This window comes from Pseudobutyrivibrio sp. (assembly GCF_017471675.1).
GTDB lineage: Bacteria > Bacillota > Clostridia > Lachnospirales > Lachnospiraceae > Pseudobutyrivibrio.
In genome coordinates, this window is sequence record NZ_JAFUSK010000015.1 from 1 (window position 1) to 21,745 (window position 21,745).

Consider the following 21,745-nt stretch of genomic DNA (forward strand, 5'->3'; position numbering starts at 1 on the left):
AAGCTTCGTACCAAGGTTTTACTGAACCATGGATTAAAGCAGGATGGCACTAGACAAAACGTGGCAGGAATGGAGATTTATCCAATAGATTATTTTTGCCCAAAGAGTTTTGCTACAGGACGAATTAATAAGACAGATAATACATATTCAATCCATCACTTCGACGGAAGCTGGCATGGAAAGAATGGTATGAAATATATACAATTAATGAGACTTTTAAATAGAATGTTTGGCGTAAAAAATGGTCAAAAAATATTTGAAGGTCTAATGGAATTTAAAGATAAATTAAGAGGTAAATAACAAAATGAGTAAGGCCCAGGTAGATGTGCATGAAATTACATCAAAAGAAGAGTTTAAAGTTATTCTTGAAAAGTTCAAGGATTACGAATTCTTACATGATGTTACAGATGATGACAAAATCAATGCTTATGTTGAAAAGCAGTTAACATACGGACACGTCATTGCAGAATATCATGATGATGATCCTGTTGGTTTCATTAGCTTTTATGATAACGATAAAGAAAATAAAACAGGCTATATTAGTGTGTTTGCATTAAGCGATGAGCTGGGCTTTATGAAGGGCAAAACAATGGTGCGTATTGCCCTAGAAAGCTTTAAGGTTGCCAAAGATTGCGGCCTGGAAAAAATTAGAATAGAGGTCGACAAGGAAAACAAGGTTGCCAGAAAACTATACGAGCATCTTGGTTTTAAATACACAGGTGAGGAGACTGACCATAGCTTGTTTATGCTAGTAGGTTTTGATAGCTTGGCATCAGTTATGGGTAAAAAGAAATAATGAGTGAAATGGATTATTTAATTTCAGTTATAGTTCCCGTTTACAACGTGGAAACATATTTAGATGAGTGCATTAAATCATTAGTTAAGCAGACCTACAGTAAGTTTGAATTGATTCTTATTGATGATGGCTCTACAGATAGCAGCGGACAGCTTTGCGATGCATGGAAAGAAACAGATGAAAGAATAAAGGTTATCCACAAAGAAAATGGTGGCCTTTCAACAGCCAGAAATGCAGGCTTAGATGTAGCCAAAGGTGATTACATTTGTTTCATAGATTCAGATGATTTTGTTACAGACAATTATCTTTTAAGCTTTGTAGATGCCATAAAGGAATCTGGTGCTCAGATGGTATTTTGTGACATTACATCTTCTAAGCTGGCAAAAGCAGAACATGACATACATAAGCTTTCAGTTTTATCTGCAGCTGATTGCAGAAAATGGTTATACAATCCAATAACCAGAGAGTATGTGCTTATGGTTATTGCCTGTGCAAAGATGTTTGATAAAAAGCTATTCGAAGGACTGCGTTTTGAAGTAGGAAGATATCATGAAGATGAATTCTTAATCAACCATATTTTGTTTGCAATCGATAAAGCTGTTTTTATACCAGAAGGTAATTACATTTACAGAAATAACGAAGAAAGCATTACTGGAAAGCAGAATGAGAATAACATTTATCATCTTCATGTAGTTGATGCTTATGAATATCGAATTAATGAAGCCATAAAATATGGTGATATTGAATTTGCAAAGGTTACTGCAAAGTTTGCACTTTTAAAGACGGCACGTTTTTACAAAAATGGTACTGAGGAAGTTCAAACAGAAGCAAAGAAATTATATAATCGTATATACGATAATTATTATTACCTGCTTACTCAAAAGCAAAGAATAAAATATAAGCTATTTAAAAATATGCCAGGTGTATTTTGTAAGGTGTTTTTATAAATGCAGAATTCAACAGAACAAAAGCTGGTAACCATTATTATTCCAGCTTACAACGTGGGAAATTTCATAGAAGAATGTATACAGTCGATTATCAATCAGACCTATCAGAACATCGAAGTTATTGCTGTTGATGATGGTTCTACAGATAATACTTATGACGTCCTTGGGAAAATGGCAGCATTAGATTCTAGAATTAAGATTTTTACCAAGCCTAATTCTGGAGTTTCTGACACCAGGAATTTTGCCATAGAAAAGGCCACTGGTTATTATATCCAATTTGTGGATGGGGATGATTCGTTGGTTCAGACTGCTGTAGAAACCTTAGTGAATGCAATATCTGACTATGATTTCGTAAATTGCATGTATAACAGAATCGACGAAGCAGGCAATCTTGATAAAGAGCAGTATAACTTTTGCTGCAAAGCAATTGATATAGGTTCCTTTGAGGCTACTGCAGCTTTTATCAAGAATGAATTAATGCCATATCATGTAGGCTTCGAAGTCTGGAACAAGCTTTTCAAGACAGACATCATCAAATCAAACAGCATCCTATTCAATAAGGATTGTCACATTGGTGAGGATTTGGCTTTTAATATGAACTATTCTTTTTATGCAAAGAATATTAATTGCATTGAAGATAGACTTTATAATTACCGACTTCGCAGCAGCTCAGCCATGACTACAGCTGATAATTTTTCTAAGAATTTTTCAGAGCACCTTGCATTAGCAGATGGGCTAAAACTAGAATACAATAGATGGCCTGATGCCAAAGAAGATTTTGGATGGCTGTTTTCAATAATAATGAAGCATGCCTATGAAGGTCACACAGCTAAAGAAATCGTCAGTGTGCTTCCTGAAATAAAGGATTGCGCATTATTTATAAAAGAAATAGAAAAATCTGCCAGTGAGACTACAGACAGAACCATGAAGCGGATTTATAAATATATATTAAGTCAATATAATAATGATTATTTGGCTAAGCTTTATCTTGCCCTATTTAATCTGTACTGCAGACTTAGAGGCAGACAGCTAATTCAAAACAGAAAGATTTATTAGGAGTTTATTTTGAAAAAACATGCTTATTTAATAATGGCACACAACAATATAGAGTCTCTTAAGCATTTGCTTCAAGTAGTTGATGATGAACGCAATGATATCTTTCTGCATATAGATAAAAAGATGCAGCTTTTAGATGAGGCTGAAATTACCAGCTGGGTAAATAAATCTAATATATATTTCATCGAACGTTATGATGTCAGATGGGGACATAACTCACTTGCTATGTGCGAGATAGCATTACTTGAAGCGGCAATCAAAACTGACAGCTATCATTACTATCACATTATTTCCGGAGTTGATTTTCCAATCAAATCTCAGGACGAAATACATTCTTTTTTTGAAAATGAGGATGGATTATTTATCTCATATCATCAAGATGGCGAATACGGGGATTACTACATGTACAAGGTGCAGTACTATTTCCCTTTAATGAGATTTGTACAGCGTGGATGTCATGATGGGCCAGGAAAAAAGAAAGCCATTTTAAGACATTTGACTAAGCTTGAATGGAGGGGTGTAGACTGGCAAAGAGCCCACGGAGTAGATAGAACCAAAAAATATAAAGATTTCACTTTTTATAAAGGCGATAATTGGTTCAGCATACCAGATGATTTTGCCAGATACATAGTCGCCAACAAAAATAAAATAAAAAAGATGTTTGCCATGACAAATGGCTCAGATGAGTTTTTCATGCAAACCATGGCTCTTAATTCGCAGTTTAAGGATAGAGTTAGAAACACATGTTTACGAACAATAGATTGGAACAGAGGAAATCCATATATATATACATTAGATGATTATAGTGAGCTTATGGCTGCTGATGGGTTATTTGCAAGAAAAATATCCTATGTGGATGAACCATTATTAGTGAATAAGCTTACAGAATCAATCTCAAAAACAGACAGGGGACAGTTAAACGAAAGCCCATTAGTAAGCATTGTCGTCCCAATTTATAATGTAAAGGATTATTTAGCTGAATGTCTTGATTCAATCAAAAATCAGACTTATAACAATATAGAAGTACTGCTTGTAGATGACGGATCTACTGATGGCTCCGACATAGTAGCAAGACAATATACCGAAGAAGATAATCGATTCACTTATATTCATCAGGTCAATGCAGGACTTAGTGGAGCTAGAAACACTGGAAAGACTGCAGCAAGGGGCGAATATATCGCTTTTATTGATTCAGATGATTGGTTGGAATGCGATTATATTAGCAAGCTGGTTGAACAAGCGATAGCATGTGATGCAGATATAGTGGTTTGTGGCTTTAAGAAAAATAACGATGACACAGCGATCACTACATTTAAAGATAAGCAAATCAACTCCAAGACAAAAACTATGGAGATATTGGGAAACATATTTACCCCTGAATATCTTCTTATAAATGTGGCTTGGAACAAGCTGTATAAAAAAACAATATTTGATACTGTAGATTATCCTGCTGGGAAAATTCATGAGGATGAATATTCAATCCATCGTATAATAGACAAGGCTGATTTAATAGTGACTATACCTGATGTTTTATATCACTATAGAATCAGGGAAGACAGTATAACAGGTAATACCAACAATGAAAATCTTAAGCACTTTGATATTGTAGATGCCCATATGGATAGAGTAGCATTCTGCAAAAAGCAAATGTATGAAGGCTATTATCGACTGATTGTATATTCATTATTTGAAGAGATTATTCAACTGATGTGCAGATACAGCGATGATGTATGTAAGAAACATAATTTATATAAAAGATTCAGATGGTTAATGCTTAGGGAATGTATGAAAAACTATAATTACCTAGACAACCATCAGAAAAAGGAATATTTATTAATGATTCTTAGTCCTAGATTTTATAGGAAACGAATTGAAAGGATTTCAGAAAAAAGTGAGTAATATTGATGTAAGCGTTGTAGTTGCAACATACAAACAGGAAAAATACATTGCCATGACTTTGGACAGTATCCTGGCTCAAAAGTTTTCAGGAACAATCGAAGTGCTTGTTGGCGATGACTGCTCTCCTGATAACACAGGGGCAATCGTTAAGGAATACGGTGAAAAATATCCTGATATAATTAAGCCGATTGTTCGTCCTAAGAATTTGGGCGCTTTTAAGAACTTTAAGGATTTAATGTCAAAAGCTCAGGGTAAGTATATTGCCATGATAGAAGGAGATGACTACTGGATTAACGAGAATAAGCTTCAAGAGCAGTTTGAATTCATGGAGTCCCATCCGGATTATGTTGCTACCTTTGGCCAGTCCATTATCGTAAATGAAAATAACGAAAGACAGGAAGGCTGGGAGCAGTACATAACATTTGCAGGCGAAGGAGAATACACCGTAGAGGATTATCAAAACTACCTCCTTCCAGGTCAGACAGCATCTTCATTTTACAGAAGGGACGCCTTCCTTAAGGTTTATGATGTTGTTACCGCCATTAAAAAGGGAAAGCTTAGAGTTTTCTTTGCTCTAACAGATAGAATGCTGGTACTTTCTATTTTAGGAGCAGGACGTGTTAATAAATCTAATGAATACTATTCCGCATATAGATATATTCTTGATCCTAATAGTAATTCATGGTCATCACAGAATGATTTCTTCAGCTTTAGAAACGAATCTATATTTTTACTTACAATGTATGAGCTGGAAAAAATTGCAAAATATGTTGGTCTGCCTCTTAACTTTGATGAGAGAAGAAAGTATGAATTTGCAGTTATTGCAGATAAAAAGGGAGAGTTAAACTTCTTCCAGGTTATGGCACTTAGATTTATTGATTTTGTGACCTGCAAAAGTAAAAAAGACTTTATTAATTTTGTTGTTGACAGAAAACGCAAATATAAAAATAACAAATAATTAGTCTAGGATTGGAGCATTGTTTTGAAAAATTATAAAAACAAAATTTTAGGATTTAAAGAAGGCATCATTGGAAGGCTGTATCGTGATTTGAAATGGATATATGGCTTTTTCAAAGATTATATTGGCAGAATTTTAGCATACATCGGCGTTGAGCTTGTTCATATGGTTGTTGAATTTATCATAACCTACAAAATCGGTTCAATCGTAGATTTTGCCGTTGAAAAGAATGTAACAAAGGTTGCTATAATGGGAGCAATCTACGTTGGTTTATTTATACTTAATGCTGTAATCAGCATAGCATCTAACAGATTTGCTGCATGGAATTACAATTCGATGCAGACACATTTGGTAAAGAAGCTTTACTACAAGATTGTAAAGGCGGATTGGCAGGAGCTTACCAAATATCATTCTGGTGATTTAATTACTCGTCTTACAAATGATGCAAAGGCTATTTCTGGAAATGCTAATGGATTTTTAACAACTATTATTACAAATTCACTTATGATTATTGGCTGTATCATAGTTATACTTGTAAACGATGCAAGTATGATTTTGGTAGTAGTAATAGTTGCACCAATTATTCTGTTTTCATCTAAGATATTCATGAACAAAATCTATGAGTGTCAGTCAGAAATCAAAATAATTGAAAGTAAGGAAAATTCATATCACAAGGAATCTTTCCATAACATCCAGGCTGTTAAAGCATTTGGACTAGCTGATGAATTCTATCGCAGAATAGAATTACTTGAAAAGGAACGTTTTGCTGCAGACATGAAGTCTAACCTGTTTTCACTTATGTCTTGGGCTGTTACATATTTGGGCGGAATCTTTTCAGCAATTATCTGTATCGCATGGGCATTCTACAGAGTAAACACAGGTGCTATGACATTAGGTGCACTTACAGTAGTTATCATGATGGCATACAGAATTGCTATGGCGGGAAAGACACTTTTGAACCTTATCCCTGTATCCTTACAGCTGGCTGTTTCTACAGAGCGTGTTAAGGAAATTCTTTCTATCGAAAACGAGGAAGAGGTTGATTCTCCAGAGTTCCATCAGTTAGCTAAGGCTGGTGAGACACATGGTGTATCTGTAAAGGTTAATGACATGTCATTTGCTTACAAGGGAAGCAGATTGATATTTGATAAGGTAAGCTTAGAAGCAAATCCTGGAGAGATAATTGCACTTGTAGGTCCATCCGGTGAAGGTAAGACTACAATGCTTCGTATCTTACTTGGTATTTTGAATGTTAATTCTGGTCAGGTATATGCAACAGTTAATGATGATGCATCCCTTACAAGAAATCTTTCACCAGAAACTAGACCTTTGATTGCGTATGTACCACAGGGGAACACAATGCTTTCAGGTACTATAGCAGAAAACATGCGATTAATCGCACCAGAGGCTACTGATGAGGAAATTGTTGATGCTCTTATTCAGTCATGTGCTTATGATTTCGTAAAGAAGCTACCAGATGGTATTTATCATAATATCGGTGAAAGCGGTATTGGTTTCTCAGAAGGACAGAATCAGCGACTGGCTATCGCACGAGCAATTCTTAGAAAGACACCAATCCTTCTTATGGATGAAGCTACGTCAGCTCTTGATGTGGCTACAGAACGTAAGGTTCTTTCCAACATTATGAAAAAAGATAGTAAGCGTACTTGCATCTTAACAACACATCGTCCTAGCGTATTGTCAGCTTGCGATAGAGTATATCGTATCAGCGACTGCCAGGTTCGAGTTATTAATGATGAAGAAATAACACAATTACTGAACGAATTTTAGGAGATGTTATGAACGAGGAAATATATGTTACAAAACCGGTTCTACCACCGATGGAAGAGTACATGGAATATCTTAAGGATATTTGGGAGACCCATAATCTTACTAATGTAGGTAAGTACACTAGACAGTTAATGATTGAGCTTATGGAGTTCATGAACAGTAGACATTGTTTGCCTACTGTAAATGGACACATGGCTTTGGAAATGACTATTCAGGCTATGGAGCTTTCAGGAGAGGTTATTACAACACCATTCACATTTGCATCTACAACACATGCAATTGTAAGAAATGATTTGACACCTGTTTTCTGTGATATCCGTGAAAGCGATTGCACAATTGACCCAGACAAAATTGAAGACTTAATCACAGATAAAACAACAGCAATTGTACCTGTTCATGTATACGGTATGCCATGCGATGTTGAAAAGATTGAAGCTATTGCAAAAAAGCATAACCTCAAGGTTATATATGATGCAGCTCACGCTTTCGGCGAGGAATATAAGGGTAAGAGCATTTCAAAGTACGGCGATGCTTGTATGTTTAGCTTCCACGCGACTAAATCCTTCAACACTATCGAAGGAGGACTTGCAGTTGTTCATAATACAAAAACATTAACAAGAATATACCAGCTTCACAACTTCGGAATTATGGACGAAGAAAATGTGGAGTTCGTAGGAGCAAATGCTAAGATGAACGAGTTCCAGGCTATCATGGGATTATGTAATCTTAAGCATTTTGAAGAAAATCGATTAAAGAGAAAAGAAATATACGACTATTACAGACAGGAATTATCATCGGTAGAAGGAATAAGAATGCTTTCTTATGATGAGGCTAACCTTAAGCTAAATTATTCTTACTGCCCTATTTTTGTGGATCCTGATGTATATGGTATGAATCGTGATGAATTAGCTGAGGTACTTCTTTTACATCATATTCATGCTCGCAAATATTTTTATCCTATTACAAGTCAATTTGCATGCTATCAAGCAGAAAATTATAAAGCGGATGTACCTGTTGCTGAGCGTCTTTCAAAGCAGGTGCTTACCATTCCTTTATATACAGATTTAGCGCTAGAGGATGCAGCTAGAATTTGTAATATTATTAGAGATAAACAATAAAGAGGTGAATAATAAATGAAATTAGGAATCCATCAGCCATACTTTTTCCCATATATTGGATACTGGCAGCTTATGAATGCTGTGGATGAATACGTAATCGCAGATAATCTGCATTATATGAAACAAGGCTATATTAATCGAAATAGTATTTTGGTTAATGGACAGCCTATGTATTTTAAGCTTCCAGTTCACAAGGCTTCTCAGAACAGGCTGATTATGGAGCATGAGATAGTATTAGATGAAGCTGAGGTAAACAAGATGCTTGCCACTATCAAAAGTGCATATGCTAAGGCTCCTTATTTTGAAGAGACATACAATCTTGTGAAGGATTGCTTAGGGTTTGGTCTTAAGGAAGAAGGAAAGAATCTTGCCAAATTTTTAGAGTATTCTATTCGAAGGACTGCAAAACAGCTAGGCATAACTACACCAATCTATTTAGCATCAGAAGATGTTCCATTAGATGGTGAATATAAAAGAGAGCACTATGTTGTAGCATCCTGCAGGCAGCGAAAAGCCACAGAATACTACAATGCTATTGGTGGTAAGAAGCTGTATTATCAGAATTTTTTTAGGGAAAATGGCCTTGGCCTTAAGTTCCTAAAAGCAAATGACATTACATATAAACAGTTTGGGGATGATTTTGTACCTAACCTGTCTATTATAGATATTATGATGTTTTGTTCTAAGGAGGAAATCGCAGATTTGCTTACCGAGTTTTCCTTAGACGAGGGATATGAGAAACCCCTTGAAGAATAGCCAGTTTCCTGGCTTCTTAATTTGTGAAAAATGTGTGTGCAAATAACAAGAATCATATAGTTTTTTTAACTGTTTTTATGCACATTTTTTAGGTAAAAGGATGTATATTATATACACTGACAAAATGCGCATTGAACGAAAGATGCGTAGTAAACTAGGAGGAGAGAATGAACAAAGAACAAGCAACAGAACTTCTTGAAAGTCGCGGACAGGGACACGTTATGCGTGGCTTTGATAATCTTTCAGAAGCACAAAAAGAAACATTTTTAGCTCAGATTGAGAATATCAATTGGTCTGACTTTGAACTTATTGGTAACGATTCGGCTGATGCAAGGGGTGAGTTTACAGTACCACCTGCAATCGAGCTTGACGAAATAGCTGCTAGAAAGGCTGAGTTTGAAGCAGCTGGTATCGAAGCAATCAAAAAGGGTGAAGTTGGTGCGGTACTTCTTGCCGGCGGTATGGGAACACGTCTTGGCTTTGATTTACCAAAGGGTTGCTACAATGTTGGTCAGACACATGATTTATATATCTTTGAGTGCCTTATCAACAATCTTTTAGAGGTAGTTAAGAAGGCAGATGCATTTGTACCTCTTTACATCATGACAAGTGAGAAGAATGACAAGGCAACACAGGATTTCTTCGCTGAGCATAATTACTTTGGTTATAACCCAGATTACATTAAATTCTTCATTCAGGATATGGCATGTGCTGTTGATTATGATGGTAAGCTTCTTCTTGAGGAAGAGGGACGTCTTGCTACATCACCTAATGGTAATGGTGGTTGGTATGCATCTATGATTAAGGCTGGTCTTAAGAGCGATATCGAGGCACGCGGCCTTAAGTGGATTAATGTATTCGCTGTAGATAATGTACTTCAGCGCATCGCTGATCCATTATTTATCGGTGCTACAATCCTTGGCAATTACGTTTCTGGTTCTAAGGTAGTTCGTAAGGTAGAGCCAGCAGAGAAGATGGGTCTTCTTTGCCTTGAGGATGGTAAGCCAAGCATCGTAGAATACTACGAGATGTCTAAGGAAATGTCTGAGGCAAAGGCTGATGACGGTAGCCTTCTTTACAAGTTTGGTGTTATCCTTAACTACTTATTCTCAGTAGAGAAGCTTGATGAAATCGTTAACAATAATCTTGTAGTTCACGTAGTTGAGAAGAAGATTCCATTTATCGATGCAGATGGTAACAAGGTTTCTCCTACAGAGCCTAACGGTTATAAGTTCGAGTTATTAGTACTTGATATGATTCATATGATGGATAACAACTTAGCTTTTGAGGTTGATAGAAATTATGAATTCGCACCAATCAAGAATCTTCACGGAGTAGATTCAGTTGATAGTGCTAGGGAACTTTTGGAAAAGAATGGTGTAGTGCTTTAATCTAGGAGGACTAATGTATAAACGAAAGAAGAAATTTTGGGCTAAACATTGGGACTTCATAACATTAGACACCTTAGCAGCACTATTTGCACTTGCACTTGCGATTTATGTTAGATATGACAGCTTACTTATAGGAGATGCATATTTTCCTCATAAGAATGTGTATATCAATTTATTTACGATGATTATCTTTATCAGTATTTTAAATGCGTCACTTCGTGACCCATACACTGGTATTGTTCATCGTAATAAATATCAGGAATTTGTAGCCGTAGTTATTCATTCATTTGTTAATCTTTGCGGTGTGCTCATTTTCTTGTATGCATTCAGATACTCAGGTTATATTTCAAGAGCAGTTATTTTTACATGGGCACCATTTATGGTTATTCTCATGTTTGGATTCAGAATCCTTTTCAAACGACTCATTCGCTACAGAAAGCTTGAGGATGTTAATAAGTCATCAATGCTTGTTATTGCGGATTCAGGCACAGTTAAGCATTGCTTAGGACAGCTTGCAAACAACCCTTATGTAGAGTACAAGGTTGTTGGTTGTGCAGTTATTGATAAGAACTGGGTAGGTAAGAAAATCCAGGGAGTTCCAGTTGTTGGCGATTGTGATTCAGTATTTGAATACATTCGTACACACGTAGTTGATGAAGTTTTCATTGATGGAAAAAATAGATATAGCGAAGAACTTTTGGCTGAGCGTCTTGCAGATTTAGGATGTACAGTACATATTTCTCTTATCCATACTGACCATCTGCTTAAGAATCGTGCTATCGAATACTATGGTGACTACATCACCATGACAACAAGTATGCACATTGCTACTAACCGTGAAAGCTTCGCTAAGCGTACAATAGATATTCTTGGCAGCCTTGTAGGTCTTGTATTCTGTGCTATTGCATTTATATTCTTGGCACCAATCATCAAGATACAGGCTCCAGGTCCAGTGTTCTTCTCACAGACACGTGTTGGTAAGAACGGACGTAAGTTTAAATTCTACAAATTCCGAAGCATGTATATAGATGCTGAGGAGCGTAAGAAAGAATTAATGGATCAAAACGAAATGAATGGTCTTATGTTCAAGATGGAAAATGACCCAAGAATTTTCCCAGCAGGACACTTCATTCGTAAGTATTCTATTGATGAGTTGCCTCAGTTTTGGAATGTACTAATCGGAGATATGTCTCTTGTAGGAACAAGACCACCTACAGAGAACGAATATGAGCAGTACGATTTGCACCATAAGGCACGTCTTGCAGGACGTCCTGGCTTAACAGGTTTATGGCAGGTTTCAGGCCGTAGCAATATCACTGATTTTGAGGATGTTGTTGCACTTGATACAGAATACATCCGTAACTGGTCTCTTGGTCTTGATATTAGTATTTTGTTTAAGACAGTAGCAGTTGTGCTCAAAGGCTCAGGCTCAAAATAGACAAAATACCCCCATAAGGTTATAATATGTTGTAACTATTCATTACCGATTCGGCTGATGATAGTTACAACATTTTTTTTGGAGATTCTATGAAAATAACAGTCATCACCCCATATTACGAAGGGGATAAATATATGGATGGGTTTGTAGACAGCATGCTTTCAAACGAAGCAGCTCTTAAGTCCGCAGGTCACAGCCTAGAGGTTATACTTGTAAACGACAGCCCATGGAAAAAGCTAGAGATACCAGATGAGGAAAAGTCCTTTTTTAAGGTTATCACCAATCCAGAAAATAAGGGCATTCACTATAGTAGAGTAGCAGGATTACAAAAGGCTACTGGTGATTACATAATGTTTTTAGACCAGGATGATGTGCTAGAGGTAGATGCCCTTGCACAGATGCTTGCAGCAGCTAAGACCAAAGCTGCTCAGGTAATGGTATGTAATGCGTATCTAGAGCAATCTGATGGAAACAAATTGCTTTGGTATAGAAATGATTATCACAAATCTCTGATAGGTGATTTGACCACTTATCTAAGGGTGGGCATCCAGATAATATCTCCAGGTCAGTGTTTAGTTAAGAAGGATGTGATACCTGCATTCTGGCAGGAGCATCTGGTTCAGAAAAATGGCGCTGACGATTATTATCTATGGTTGCTACTTCTTGCCGCTGGTATCAGGTTTGATTATCTGGACAAAGCATTATATACTCACAGATACACCAAATCAAACTTGTCTAAGGATACTAACATCACAGATGCATCTGTATATGATTTCCTTGATTTACTGGCAGAGTGCGATTATTTTAAGCAGGAGGATATTTTCACACTGCACGAAATGATTACATACAAGAATCAATTTAGGGCTAGCTCTAAGCTTGGCAAGATAACAAGCTCGCTGGCTAATCTTGGATTATTTATAGATAATCTTAAGTTCAAAAAAAAGACGGGGACGGGTTACGGTTTTAACAGATAATGAAGGATATTGTAGTATTACTTGCCACATATAATGGCAGTGAATATTTAAAGCAACAATTAGATAGTCTATTTAAACAGACATTTTCAGATTTTAGAATAGTAGTTCATGATGATGGTTCTTCAGATGCCACCTTGGATATAATAAATACTTATCGTAATAATTATCCTGAAAAAATAGAGCTGTTATATGGTGATTCTCTTGGTAGCCCTAAGGCTAATTTCTTGTGGATGCTTACGCAAGTGGAGGCTGAGATTTATTTTTTCTGCGACCAGGATGATGTTTGGCATGAGACCAAGATTGAAAAATCGTTGCATGCCCTGGGAAAAATTAATACCCCTGCATGTGTTTTTACAGATATGTGGGTAACAGACGAAAGCCTTAATGTACTCTCAGATTCATTTATACGATATATTGGAAGAACACCTGATAACACTGCCTATTCCCAAATCCTAATCGACAATCCTGCGGCAGGAACTACCATGTGCTTCAATAGGGCACTTAGGGATTTGGTTGTAGAGCTATTACCTGAGATTGATATTAATAATATTCCCATGCATGATGCTCTAGTACTGGCACTAGCAGATATTATGGGACAGGTTATTGCAATAGATGAGCCTTTAGTATACTATAGGCAAACAGGCCACAACACAATGGGAGCTACTACAGAAACAGATTCAGATAAAAGAAATCGTAATGTTGCAGATTTAAAAGATGGTAGCATATTTGCTAAGAAGAAGGCCTTTGTTATGGAGGCAAGGCTGTTTGCTGCAGAGCTTTCTAAGGCCGATTTTATCCCAGTGGATAAGAAAAACATACTCATTAGGTTTGCAGAAATAGGCCGCAAATCCAAAATAAAAAGAATGAGTTTCTACAAAAAGAATAATTTTACCAGAGCCCATCACAATGTATGGTTCAGGCTTTGGGTATAACTTGAAGGAGATTAAGTTAATGAAAAAAACTTTACTCTATATAAAAAAACATGCAGATTTTATTTTGCTGGATTTGGCAGCATTGATATTTGGATACTGGCTAGTAACAAGATTTCGTTATGAGTTCAGCGCAGTTCATCACGGCGAGCTGTTCTTTGATTATGGTGTGGTTCTTGTTGCTGTGTATCTAATCATTCTTCTAATCAGCAAGAATCTCTCTGGTGTTATTAAGCGAAGCTTTTTCAAGGAATGTCAAAGCATTCTAGTGCAGGTGTTTGTAACATGGGCATTCTTTACCGTTGTTCTTTATACTATCAAGACAGCCCAGAACTTCTCACGAAGCGTTTATGCAGCAGCCTTTGCAGTGTGTTATTTGTTCATAGTATTTGAGCGTAGCGCATGGAAGTGCTTCATTAGATTTAGCCGTTTTCATTCACAGCTTTGTCCTAAGCTTATTGTTGTATGCGACGGCAATAGCACCCAGAAGACTATCAAGCGAGTGCTTAAGGGTTCATTTGAAAATGATTACGAAATAGTTGGTGTGGCCATGACAGATGAGGCAGATAACGATTACATCGACCACTTTGATTCTGTTGTAGGGCTTGATAAAATAGAAGAGTTCATCAAGGATAAAAAGGTGGATGAGGCATATCTGGAGCTATCTGATGCAACCCTTGAAACAGAGGCAATTAACACATTGCTCAAACACAACATTTTAGTTCATCGCAGTCTTCAGGACAGCACAATGAACTATGTAGAGCAGGAGATTGATGAAATCAGTGGTCACTTCGTAATTACCATACGTGATACACAGGTTTCATTTGTTACTAGAGCAGAAAGAGTGGAGACAGCCCTCTTTAGAAAGATTACAAAAAAGGATTAGTTAGGTTTTATGAAGTCAGCAGTATTTTTTGATATAGATGGTACTCTTTGGAATTACGAAAAATATATTCCAGACAGCGCCAGAGAGGGAATTAAGAAGCTTAGAGAAAACGGGCATCTTGCATTTATTTGCAGCGGTAGAGCCAGAGCTTTTATTCAGGATAAGAATTTACTTAGCCTGGGATTTGATGGAATTGTTTGTTCCTGCGGTTGCCATGTGGAAATCAATGGAGATGTTTTATACGAAAAGGTCATTGATAAGGATTTTGCCAAAAAGACTGTAGAAATGATTAGAAGCTATGGATTTAGGCCAATCCTTGAGGGACCTAAGAAGATATATATGGATGATGACGAATTCGATCATAATGATTACTTCGGAAATGTTTTACGCAGAGACCTTGGCCCGGATTTAGTTACAGTTGGTGGCGATTATTATGGAGATTGGGTAATCAACAAAATGTCCTGTGCAACAGACGTTGCAGCGGATAAGAGATTAGAATGCTTCGATCGTCTTTCTAAGTATTATTCAATTATCGCTCATAATGATGATGTATGTGAGCTGGTACCGGCAGGTCACAACAAGGCTACTGGCATGATGAAGGTGTGCGAGCTTGTGGGAATCGACCCTGCTAACACCTATGCCTTTGGTGACAGCGAAAATGATATCGATATGCTTCAGGCTGCTCATGTAGGAATCGCCATGGGAAATGGCACCGACAGAGCAAAGGCTGCAGCAGATTATGTCACTACAGCCTTTGATGAAGATGGTATTTACAATGGTCTTAAACACTTTGGATTAATATGATACTGTAATGCTGCTAGTACCAAGCTGCGCAATTGCAGTTGTAGGGGTAACACCTTTTTGCCAAGAATAGTTTTCAGTCCAGTTTTGGGTTTTGCAGCTGGCTGAAATCTGTATATAGGCATTTCTTAGTTTAGAATCAGGGATGCCATACAAATAGCATTTGAAGGGTTCATTATTGTGGTCGTTCCAAGACAGTGGTTCACCGGTTTTGGAATACACGATAATAGATACATTAGTCAAATCCCTGGAAGCATACATATTAAGATTTATTGATTTTGCGCCGACACCTATCAATCCGTTTTTTACACCGAAGCTGATTGAGGTTGAAGCACATTTATAAGTTTCCTTAGATTTAGAACCTGCAGGATACACAATATAATCACTGACAGCTCTGTTTGAAAGGGCGCCTTCCGTATTATCTTTAGTTAAGGCTATTGTCTCAGAGGAAGTTTTTGCAGTTTTATAAACTCTAACAGAATAGGAATCGTATTTTCCATCTTCTTTTGGTGTATATTTACTTGATGCAGTGTATAGATAGTAGTCACCCATGTCTTCACATTCAGTTGGGACTGTAACTTCTATAGTATGTTTTACATCATTCCCACAGTTGTATTTAATCACTGCAGATGAATAATCATCAGACCATTCCGGTCTACCCTCCCATTTATGCCCATTTATAAAACAATCGGAACGTCTTACTGATAAGGTCGCATTTTGTGATGTTGAAAGACGCGCCATTACGCAGCCCTGTCTTCTGTGGGGCTTGCCATCGCCACTGTCAAAAGGATTAGGATCGTATGAACTACTGGCATGTAAATGGGCATATATTACACAGCTTTGTCGTTCTTCCCAATTGAGTTTTTCTATGTTAAAAGTATTGCCAGACCTTTTGACCTTACCCTCAGTATCCCTCTTGCCATTAATATAAGCCTCCCACTGATACATGCTTATGTTGTTGCCGCCGCCCCAGTTTAATGTAACAGCAGTAGCTTTTGACAGTGGTGTATCCTCCAACACTTCGTCTACTTTTGCCAATGTGATTGTGGCAGTGGCATAAGTCTGAGCTGATACATGAATCCATGTGTAGCTGGTATCATAAGCTCCCTGATTTCCGCTATCACTATTTCCACCAGTTACTATTTTGCAGGAAACATTATAAAATGGCACTGGAGCATCCTTGCCTTTTCCAGGGTGCCGATAGGTGTATTTTTCCAGCCAGGCACCATCCATGGAAGAAGGGTTCGAATAAGCTTTGGTAAGAGATTCATTTTGTTTAATAAGATTAACCACATCTTTATTACAATGCATCAAATAGGCCAGCTCATCAACCTCTGTAGCCTTGCCGCCATCATCGGTGCCAGAGCAATTCTTACTATCAAGACAAGACTCATCTTTTTTGTATTGATGGCCATGGCAATATCCTTCAGCAAACTCAAATATTGCTCCAATATCATCGTAGCTATTAAGTCCGGGGATATCCACGCTGTCCATCAGGTTCAACCAGGCTCCTTCACCTGTACCTGATTCAACTATGTAGTTGAAAAACTCTGAAGTGGGATGGATACTGGATTTACTGTTTGCTGCATAAGAAGAGCGGGCAATTAGCTCATAGATGGAAGGATATTTTGCAGCAAGGGATTTGCCATCATTTTTAGTGGTACTTTTTGTTACGTACTCATTGAACAAATCCTTTTGGTAGGACTTAAGCCAATCCACCTGATTCTGGGATAAATATGTTTCTGAATTATCCCCTTCATAGTATGATGCAATTGCAGTTAGAACAAAAAAGTCTAATGTGGTTCCTTCGTAAGTGCCACTTCTTAGCAGATTACCAGCATCATCCTTGGATTTTCCAATATACCTACCGTCTGCAGTCAGATTTACAATAGCAAGAGCTAAAGCAGGATATTTGGATGGCTCACTTAGATATTGGCACATAACATATTTCATTAGACTGTTGATTTCTTCATCTGTTTCTGATGGTTTGTTAAAGCCGTCTAATCCAAGCATCTCTCCAAGAAACTCAGGATTATGCTCTAAGGTATTGCCAAAATATGCCTCAAAATCTCCCCCTGAAAATGTAATCTGCATACCCTTTGAGTTAGGCTTGGTTCCACCAAGACCATTATAATCATCGTAGTATTTATCAGACCATTTATCATAGCTGCTATCATAGAAGGATGGGTGAGAGCTATTCCAGTTAAGCTCTTCGTAGAATAGGTTTTCCCACACCTTCTTAATCACCTCACCCTTTCCACAGCTAAATGTGGAAAGGTATGAACTATAGTGTGATCTGAATGGAACATAATTAGGAATATATAGGCTGGCAGTCTGAACATTGTCAGCAGCCTCATTTGCATTTGCATGGATTGGAGCAAATGAGGAAACGCAGATGGTTGATGCCATTAGAACGGAAGTAATAGCGTTTTTTATAAGTCTATACTTTTTCAAAATTTATTCTCCTTTATATTGTCTGGTTGGTAATAGAATAGCTTTCTACAGCACCATCCTTTTCATAAATAATTAAATGTGCATCGGCAGGAATAGCATCTCTTTCGCGTAAATCAGAATATACCTCCTCGATTCCATTAAGATTTTTAAACAAGCTATAGTCAATAGAATTTCTATAGAATGAATGGCTATCCTCCTGGTCTGCAGCAGCACTTACAAAGTCAGAATAATAAAGCTTTTCTGATGTAGAAATCTGAGTTTCATCATAATCCATATATTCGCCGGAGCCTTCAAGTGTAAACTGGTAATCATCAATAGTGATAACGGTTTCCTTGTAGTGCCTTATTTCGATAACCAGTGAGCTTTTGATTTCTGATTCATCCACATCTTTTTTTTCTTCATCATCTAATCCATCAAGTTCCTCGGATTCATCAAGCGCTTCCGATTCATCAAGAGTCTCTGATTCAGCAGGCTCAGACATTGTGTTATCATTCATTTCTTCATTTGCAGCTTGAGTGTTAGCCTGATTATCTTCTTGGGTTATTTCTTTGTCTTTTTCAGGATATACATCATCTTTATTATCAATGGATTCATTATCAGCCTTATCCAAATTATCTTCAGATTCTAAGTTACTGGTGCTTTGCTTCTCAGGTACATCTTCAGATGATTCAGAGGCAAAAGCATGCAAAGTAGGGCTGCACATAGTGCAAATAGAAATTGTAAGTAGCAGTGTAATTAATTTTCTAAGATTCATTTATTTATATTCTCCTTTTGCTAAAATGGCTTAAATGTGCCATCGGTCAAATAGTATCCATAGGTTCCACGCTCGTAGCCAAACTTAAATTCAATAGGGTTACCTAGCTCATTGTAAGAGGTGGTGCGCTTCTCCAATTCAGAAATTCGCTGTCCTAAATCATCCATGTGAGATGCAGTATTACCTGAAAGTGCATCCAGCTGTTTAACCAATTTATCCCGCTCATTAGAGTTGGAAGTTTCATTTGAATTAATGATATTTATTAATTTCTTATGAAGCTCATCTAAAGAATTTGTTGAGGCGTCGGAGTTTGAATTAATCAGGTTTAGCATTTCATCCCTTTGATTTTGGGTAAGGGACTGATTATTGTTAATAAGGTCAATCAGGCTTTTGTTTAATGCAGTTAAGTCGTTAGAGTTTTTTAATTCCATTTCTTTTAAGTCAGAGGAAATCTTGTCCATGCAATCAGTTATTGAATACACTTCCCAGTCATCAGAAGCACCTGGTGTGCCGTTATTTCCTGTTATATTTTTATATATGCTATTGTTGTAAATTATGTAATCTCCAGCCTGGTAAGACTTGGAAGGATTGTAATCATTTGCTCCAACTGCATTTATAAATGATTGGTAATTATTGCTGATTACCGATGTTATAGAGGCTTCCTGCCAATTATCCTTATCTTCGGCAGGTGATTTATCTGTATTATTTCCGGTGATATTTCTGTACAGCACATTCTTGTACATGATATATGTGTTAGGGACATAGCTGTTATCAGCACTCCAATCCTCAATGCCATCATATATCTTATAGATGAATGAGTTGTAATTATTGGTAATATTCTGGCTTAATTCATCGTGTACATCATTGATTTGGCTATTTACCTGATTTATATCACTTGCCTCTAATTTTTTTATTTTGTCATAGAGCTCATTTAGCTTTGTAAGCTCTTCATCAGTTAAATTCTTATTGTTATTTATTTCATCCTTTAAGGAAGTCTTTATTAAGTTAACAGTGGATTCGTTTTCTTTTACATATTTTTCAAAGGAAGATTTTATCTCAGTAACTGATTTTGTATTTTCAGTCATATACTCATCCAGGCTAATGGTATTTAAGTATTCTTCAATACTGGTCTTGATCGCATCCTTTTGCTCATTTGTAAAAGCTGAAGAGGAATTTATATATGCAGCTAACTGCTTTAGGATTCTTTTCTTAGCTGTTTCATGATCTATTTTTTTATCTGAATAATCTTCAATTGCATCCAAATATGTTTCAGTTATATATTGCTCAATCCCTGACATATCAAGCTCTGATGCAGATACCTTATTTAATCCTGTAAGGCGCTTAATTCCATTTATTGTAAAATGCCCAAATATCAAAAGCAGCACCAGTGCCAAAGTTGATATGAACACTGCAATTCCATTTAGCGTGCCATCTGGATATCTGTAGGTTCTAACAATTTCCTGTAAAAGGGTAGACTCCTCCCTTGTGTATTTATGTTTCTTTTTCATTTAACTTTTCTCCTTTAAATCAAATACTGTTCTATAATGTTACTAATGGTGTTATAACTAAGGGGATTTTCCGAAGTTTCAAATGTGGCTATAAGATTGTCTCCAAGAATAATATTGGCTTTTGCGTAGGTTTTGATTTTTGCCGCAAAGTTTTCTAGATATGCCTCGTTATCAAGCAACCCAAAATGCTCCCAATAATAAATTTTATTTGTAATTGGATGCAATATGGTAAAGTCAGGGGCAATGGTAATATTGTCTATTGATAAAAGATTTTCATATCTGAACGGAATATTGTTTTCTGCTAAAGCAATAGCAATCATTGATTCCGACTTAGACCTAACCATAATTCCTCCAACAGTAGGATGGGTTAGTGCCTCTGGATAGCTTTTACTTTTAGGATAATCTGCCTCCATCCAATATGCCGCCTCTAAAGTATTCTGCTTTAAGTAATCTGAAAGCAGTTCTATGTAGGCCGGGTCCAAGAGGAGTTTGGATAGGCGCTCCTTTGGCTTATCTAATACGGCATTAGATTTAGATAAAACTTTAATCTGGGATTTTATAACAGCAGATTTTAGTTTTATGTATTTCTTTATAGCCAGTTTTCTAGCTAACTTAAATTCGCATTTCTTTAAATAGCGAGTGTAGTTATCTGTTGAGTAAAACCATTTGTAATTGTTTCCTGAATGACTAATAGAAATATGTCCTTCGGGTAACGAGTTATAAGCTCTATTCAGTTTTTTTAATGTGTTTAATAATTGTTGTATTTTTTCTTTTTGCTCTATTTACAACACTCCTTTCTTTCCCAAATTGATTGATTCACATTTTTTTGGAATCACTTGCACTTACCAAAAATGGAAAACCTTGACGAAATGTCAAATATAGATAAAAACGATTCGTGTGATAATATAGCACAAAAGAAATAACATTACAAGCGTAAAATTTTATCCTAAATAGCATTTATTTATAACGATATACTGATTGGCTTGTTTTTTTGTTATTTGAAACAGCATTCTGCCAGGGCTTAATCGGGGCGTTTGATGAAATTAGTATATAAAGTGTGAAATTTAATATATATATACTTGTTTTAAAGAAAAAACAGAGGAAAAAATGAAAAATGGTATATAGGATGTGAAGATTTATGAAAATATAAGTCAAGTCCATATTTGTGTGTAAATTCATCTTTCAGTTAATATTGTATTCCTCAGGCCACTCTCATTTTTATGAGCTCCTTTTGTATTTTATTGAGGTTATCGTAGTACTCCTGCATGTCAAAAAGCCTCTGAGCTACG

Annotated in this window: 18 protein-coding genes and 1 pseudogene; 15 read left to right on the forward strand and 4 right to left on the reverse strand. The window is 36.6% G+C overall.

Translation table 11 applies throughout. From position 1 onward, the window contains the following. The 15 genes and pseudogenes from IJ535_RS02480 to IJ535_RS02550 all read left to right on the forward strand — a co-directional run. Nucleotides 1-300: pseudogene (locus IJ535_RS02480) on the forward strand (glycosyltransferase family 32 protein); the annotation flags it as partial. 4 nt (nucleotides 301-304) lie between these two features. Then, complete coding sequence (locus tag IJ535_RS02485; protein ID WP_294298398.1) at nucleotides 305-796, forward strand: GNAT family N-acetyltransferase; 492 nt, start codon at nucleotides 305-307, stop codon at nucleotides 794-796. Further along, nucleotides 796-1,743 (forward strand): glycosyltransferase family 2 protein, encoded by a 948-nt coding sequence (locus IJ535_RS02490; RefSeq protein WP_294298401.1) that lies wholly within the window; start codon nucleotides 796-798, stop codon nucleotides 1,741-1,743. The genes IJ535_RS02485 and IJ535_RS02490 overlap by 1 nt, the downstream gene beginning before the upstream one ends. Continuing rightward, entirely contained in the window at nucleotides 1,744-2,799 is a 1,056-nt protein-coding gene (locus IJ535_RS02495; RefSeq protein ID WP_294298403.1) for a glycosyltransferase family 2 protein, read from the forward strand. It abuts the gene before it with no gap. 9 nt (nucleotides 2,800-2,808) lie between these two features. After that, nucleotides 2,809-4,698, forward strand: a complete 1,890-nt coding sequence (locus IJ535_RS02500; protein ID WP_294298406.1) for a glycosyltransferase — start codon at nucleotides 2,809-2,811, stop codon at nucleotides 4,696-4,698. After that, on the forward strand, nucleotides 4,691-5,656 hold the full coding sequence (locus tag IJ535_RS02505) for a glycosyltransferase family 2 protein (protein WP_294298409.1): 966 nt from the start codon (nucleotides 4,691-4,693) through the stop codon (nucleotides 5,654-5,656). The genes IJ535_RS02500 and IJ535_RS02505 overlap by 8 nt, the downstream gene beginning before the upstream one ends. A 24-nt stretch (nucleotides 5,657-5,680) precedes the next feature. After that, nucleotides 5,681-7,447 carry an ABC transporter ATP-binding protein gene (locus tag IJ535_RS02510; RefSeq protein ID WP_294298412.1) on the forward strand — a complete coding sequence of 589 codons (1,767 nt, stop codon included), beginning with the start codon at nucleotides 5,681-5,683 and terminating at the stop codon, nucleotides 7,445-7,447. A gap of 8 nt (nucleotides 7,448-7,455) precedes the next feature. Beyond that, nucleotides 7,456-8,565, forward strand: a complete 1,110-nt coding sequence (locus IJ535_RS02515) for a DegT/DnrJ/EryC1/StrS family aminotransferase (protein WP_294298415.1) — start codon at nucleotides 7,456-7,458, stop codon at nucleotides 8,563-8,565. Nucleotides 8,566-8,580: 15 nt separating this feature from the next. Further along, nucleotides 8,581-9,321 (forward strand): WbqC family protein, encoded by a 741-nt coding sequence (locus IJ535_RS02520; protein WP_294298418.1) that lies wholly within the window; start codon nucleotides 8,581-8,583, stop codon nucleotides 9,319-9,321. 167 nt (nucleotides 9,322-9,488) lie between these two features. Further along, on the forward strand, nucleotides 9,489-10,712 hold the full coding sequence (locus IJ535_RS02525; RefSeq protein WP_294298421.1) for a UTP--glucose-1-phosphate uridylyltransferase: 1,224 nt from the start codon (nucleotides 9,489-9,491) through the stop codon (nucleotides 10,710-10,712). Between the two features lie 13 nt (nucleotides 10,713-10,725). Next, on the forward strand, nucleotides 10,726-12,150 hold the full coding sequence (locus IJ535_RS02530; RefSeq protein ID WP_294298424.1) for a sugar transferase: 1,425 nt from the start codon (nucleotides 10,726-10,728) through the stop codon (nucleotides 12,148-12,150). Nucleotides 12,151-12,239: 89 nt separating this feature from the next. Continuing rightward, the gene (locus IJ535_RS02535; protein WP_294298427.1) at nucleotides 12,240-13,124 is read left to right on the forward strand and encodes a glycosyltransferase family 2 protein; all 885 of its coding nucleotides are present in this window, start codon (nucleotides 12,240-12,242) and stop codon (nucleotides 13,122-13,124) included. Next, complete coding sequence (locus IJ535_RS02540; RefSeq protein ID WP_294298430.1) at nucleotides 13,124-14,056, forward strand: glycosyltransferase family 2 protein; 933 nt, start codon at nucleotides 13,124-13,126, stop codon at nucleotides 14,054-14,056. Before IJ535_RS02535 ends, IJ535_RS02540 begins: the two co-directional genes overlap by 1 nt. 19 nt (nucleotides 14,057-14,075) lie before the next feature. Further along, nucleotides 14,076-14,939: a hypothetical protein gene (locus IJ535_RS02545; RefSeq protein ID WP_294298432.1), complete on the forward strand. Its 864-nt coding sequence runs from the start codon at nucleotides 14,076-14,078 to the stop codon at nucleotides 14,937-14,939. Between the two features lie 9 nt (nucleotides 14,940-14,948). Then, nucleotides 14,949-15,743 (forward strand): Cof-type HAD-IIB family hydrolase, encoded by a 795-nt coding sequence (locus IJ535_RS02550; protein WP_294290257.1) that lies wholly within the window; start codon nucleotides 14,949-14,951, stop codon nucleotides 15,741-15,743. Here IJ535_RS02550 and IJ535_RS02555 read toward each other — a convergent pair. From IJ535_RS02555 to IJ535_RS02570, 4 genes are read right to left on the reverse strand one after another with little or no spacing between them, the layout of a single operon-like run. Then, nucleotides 15,735-18,194 (reverse strand): hypothetical protein, encoded by a 2,460-nt coding sequence (locus IJ535_RS02555; protein WP_294298435.1) that lies wholly within the window; start codon nucleotides 18,192-18,194, stop codon nucleotides 15,735-15,737. The genes IJ535_RS02550 and IJ535_RS02555 overlap by 9 nt on opposite strands. A gap of 13 nt (nucleotides 18,195-18,207) precedes the next feature. Continuing rightward, a complete protein-coding gene (locus IJ535_RS02560) occupies nucleotides 18,208-18,948 on the reverse strand; it encodes a hypothetical protein (RefSeq protein WP_294298437.1) in 741 nt (246 codons plus the stop codon). 20 nt (nucleotides 18,949-18,968) lie between these two features. Then, on the reverse strand, nucleotides 18,969-20,456 hold the full coding sequence (locus tag IJ535_RS02565; RefSeq protein WP_294298439.1) for a hypothetical protein: 1,488 nt from the start codon (nucleotides 20,454-20,456) through the stop codon (nucleotides 18,969-18,971). Between the two features lie 14 nt (nucleotides 20,457-20,470). After that, entirely contained in the window at nucleotides 20,471-20,869 is a 399-nt protein-coding gene (locus tag IJ535_RS02570; RefSeq protein ID WP_294298443.1) for a hypothetical protein, read from the reverse strand. Between the last annotated feature and the right edge of the window lie 876 nt (nucleotides 20,870-21,745).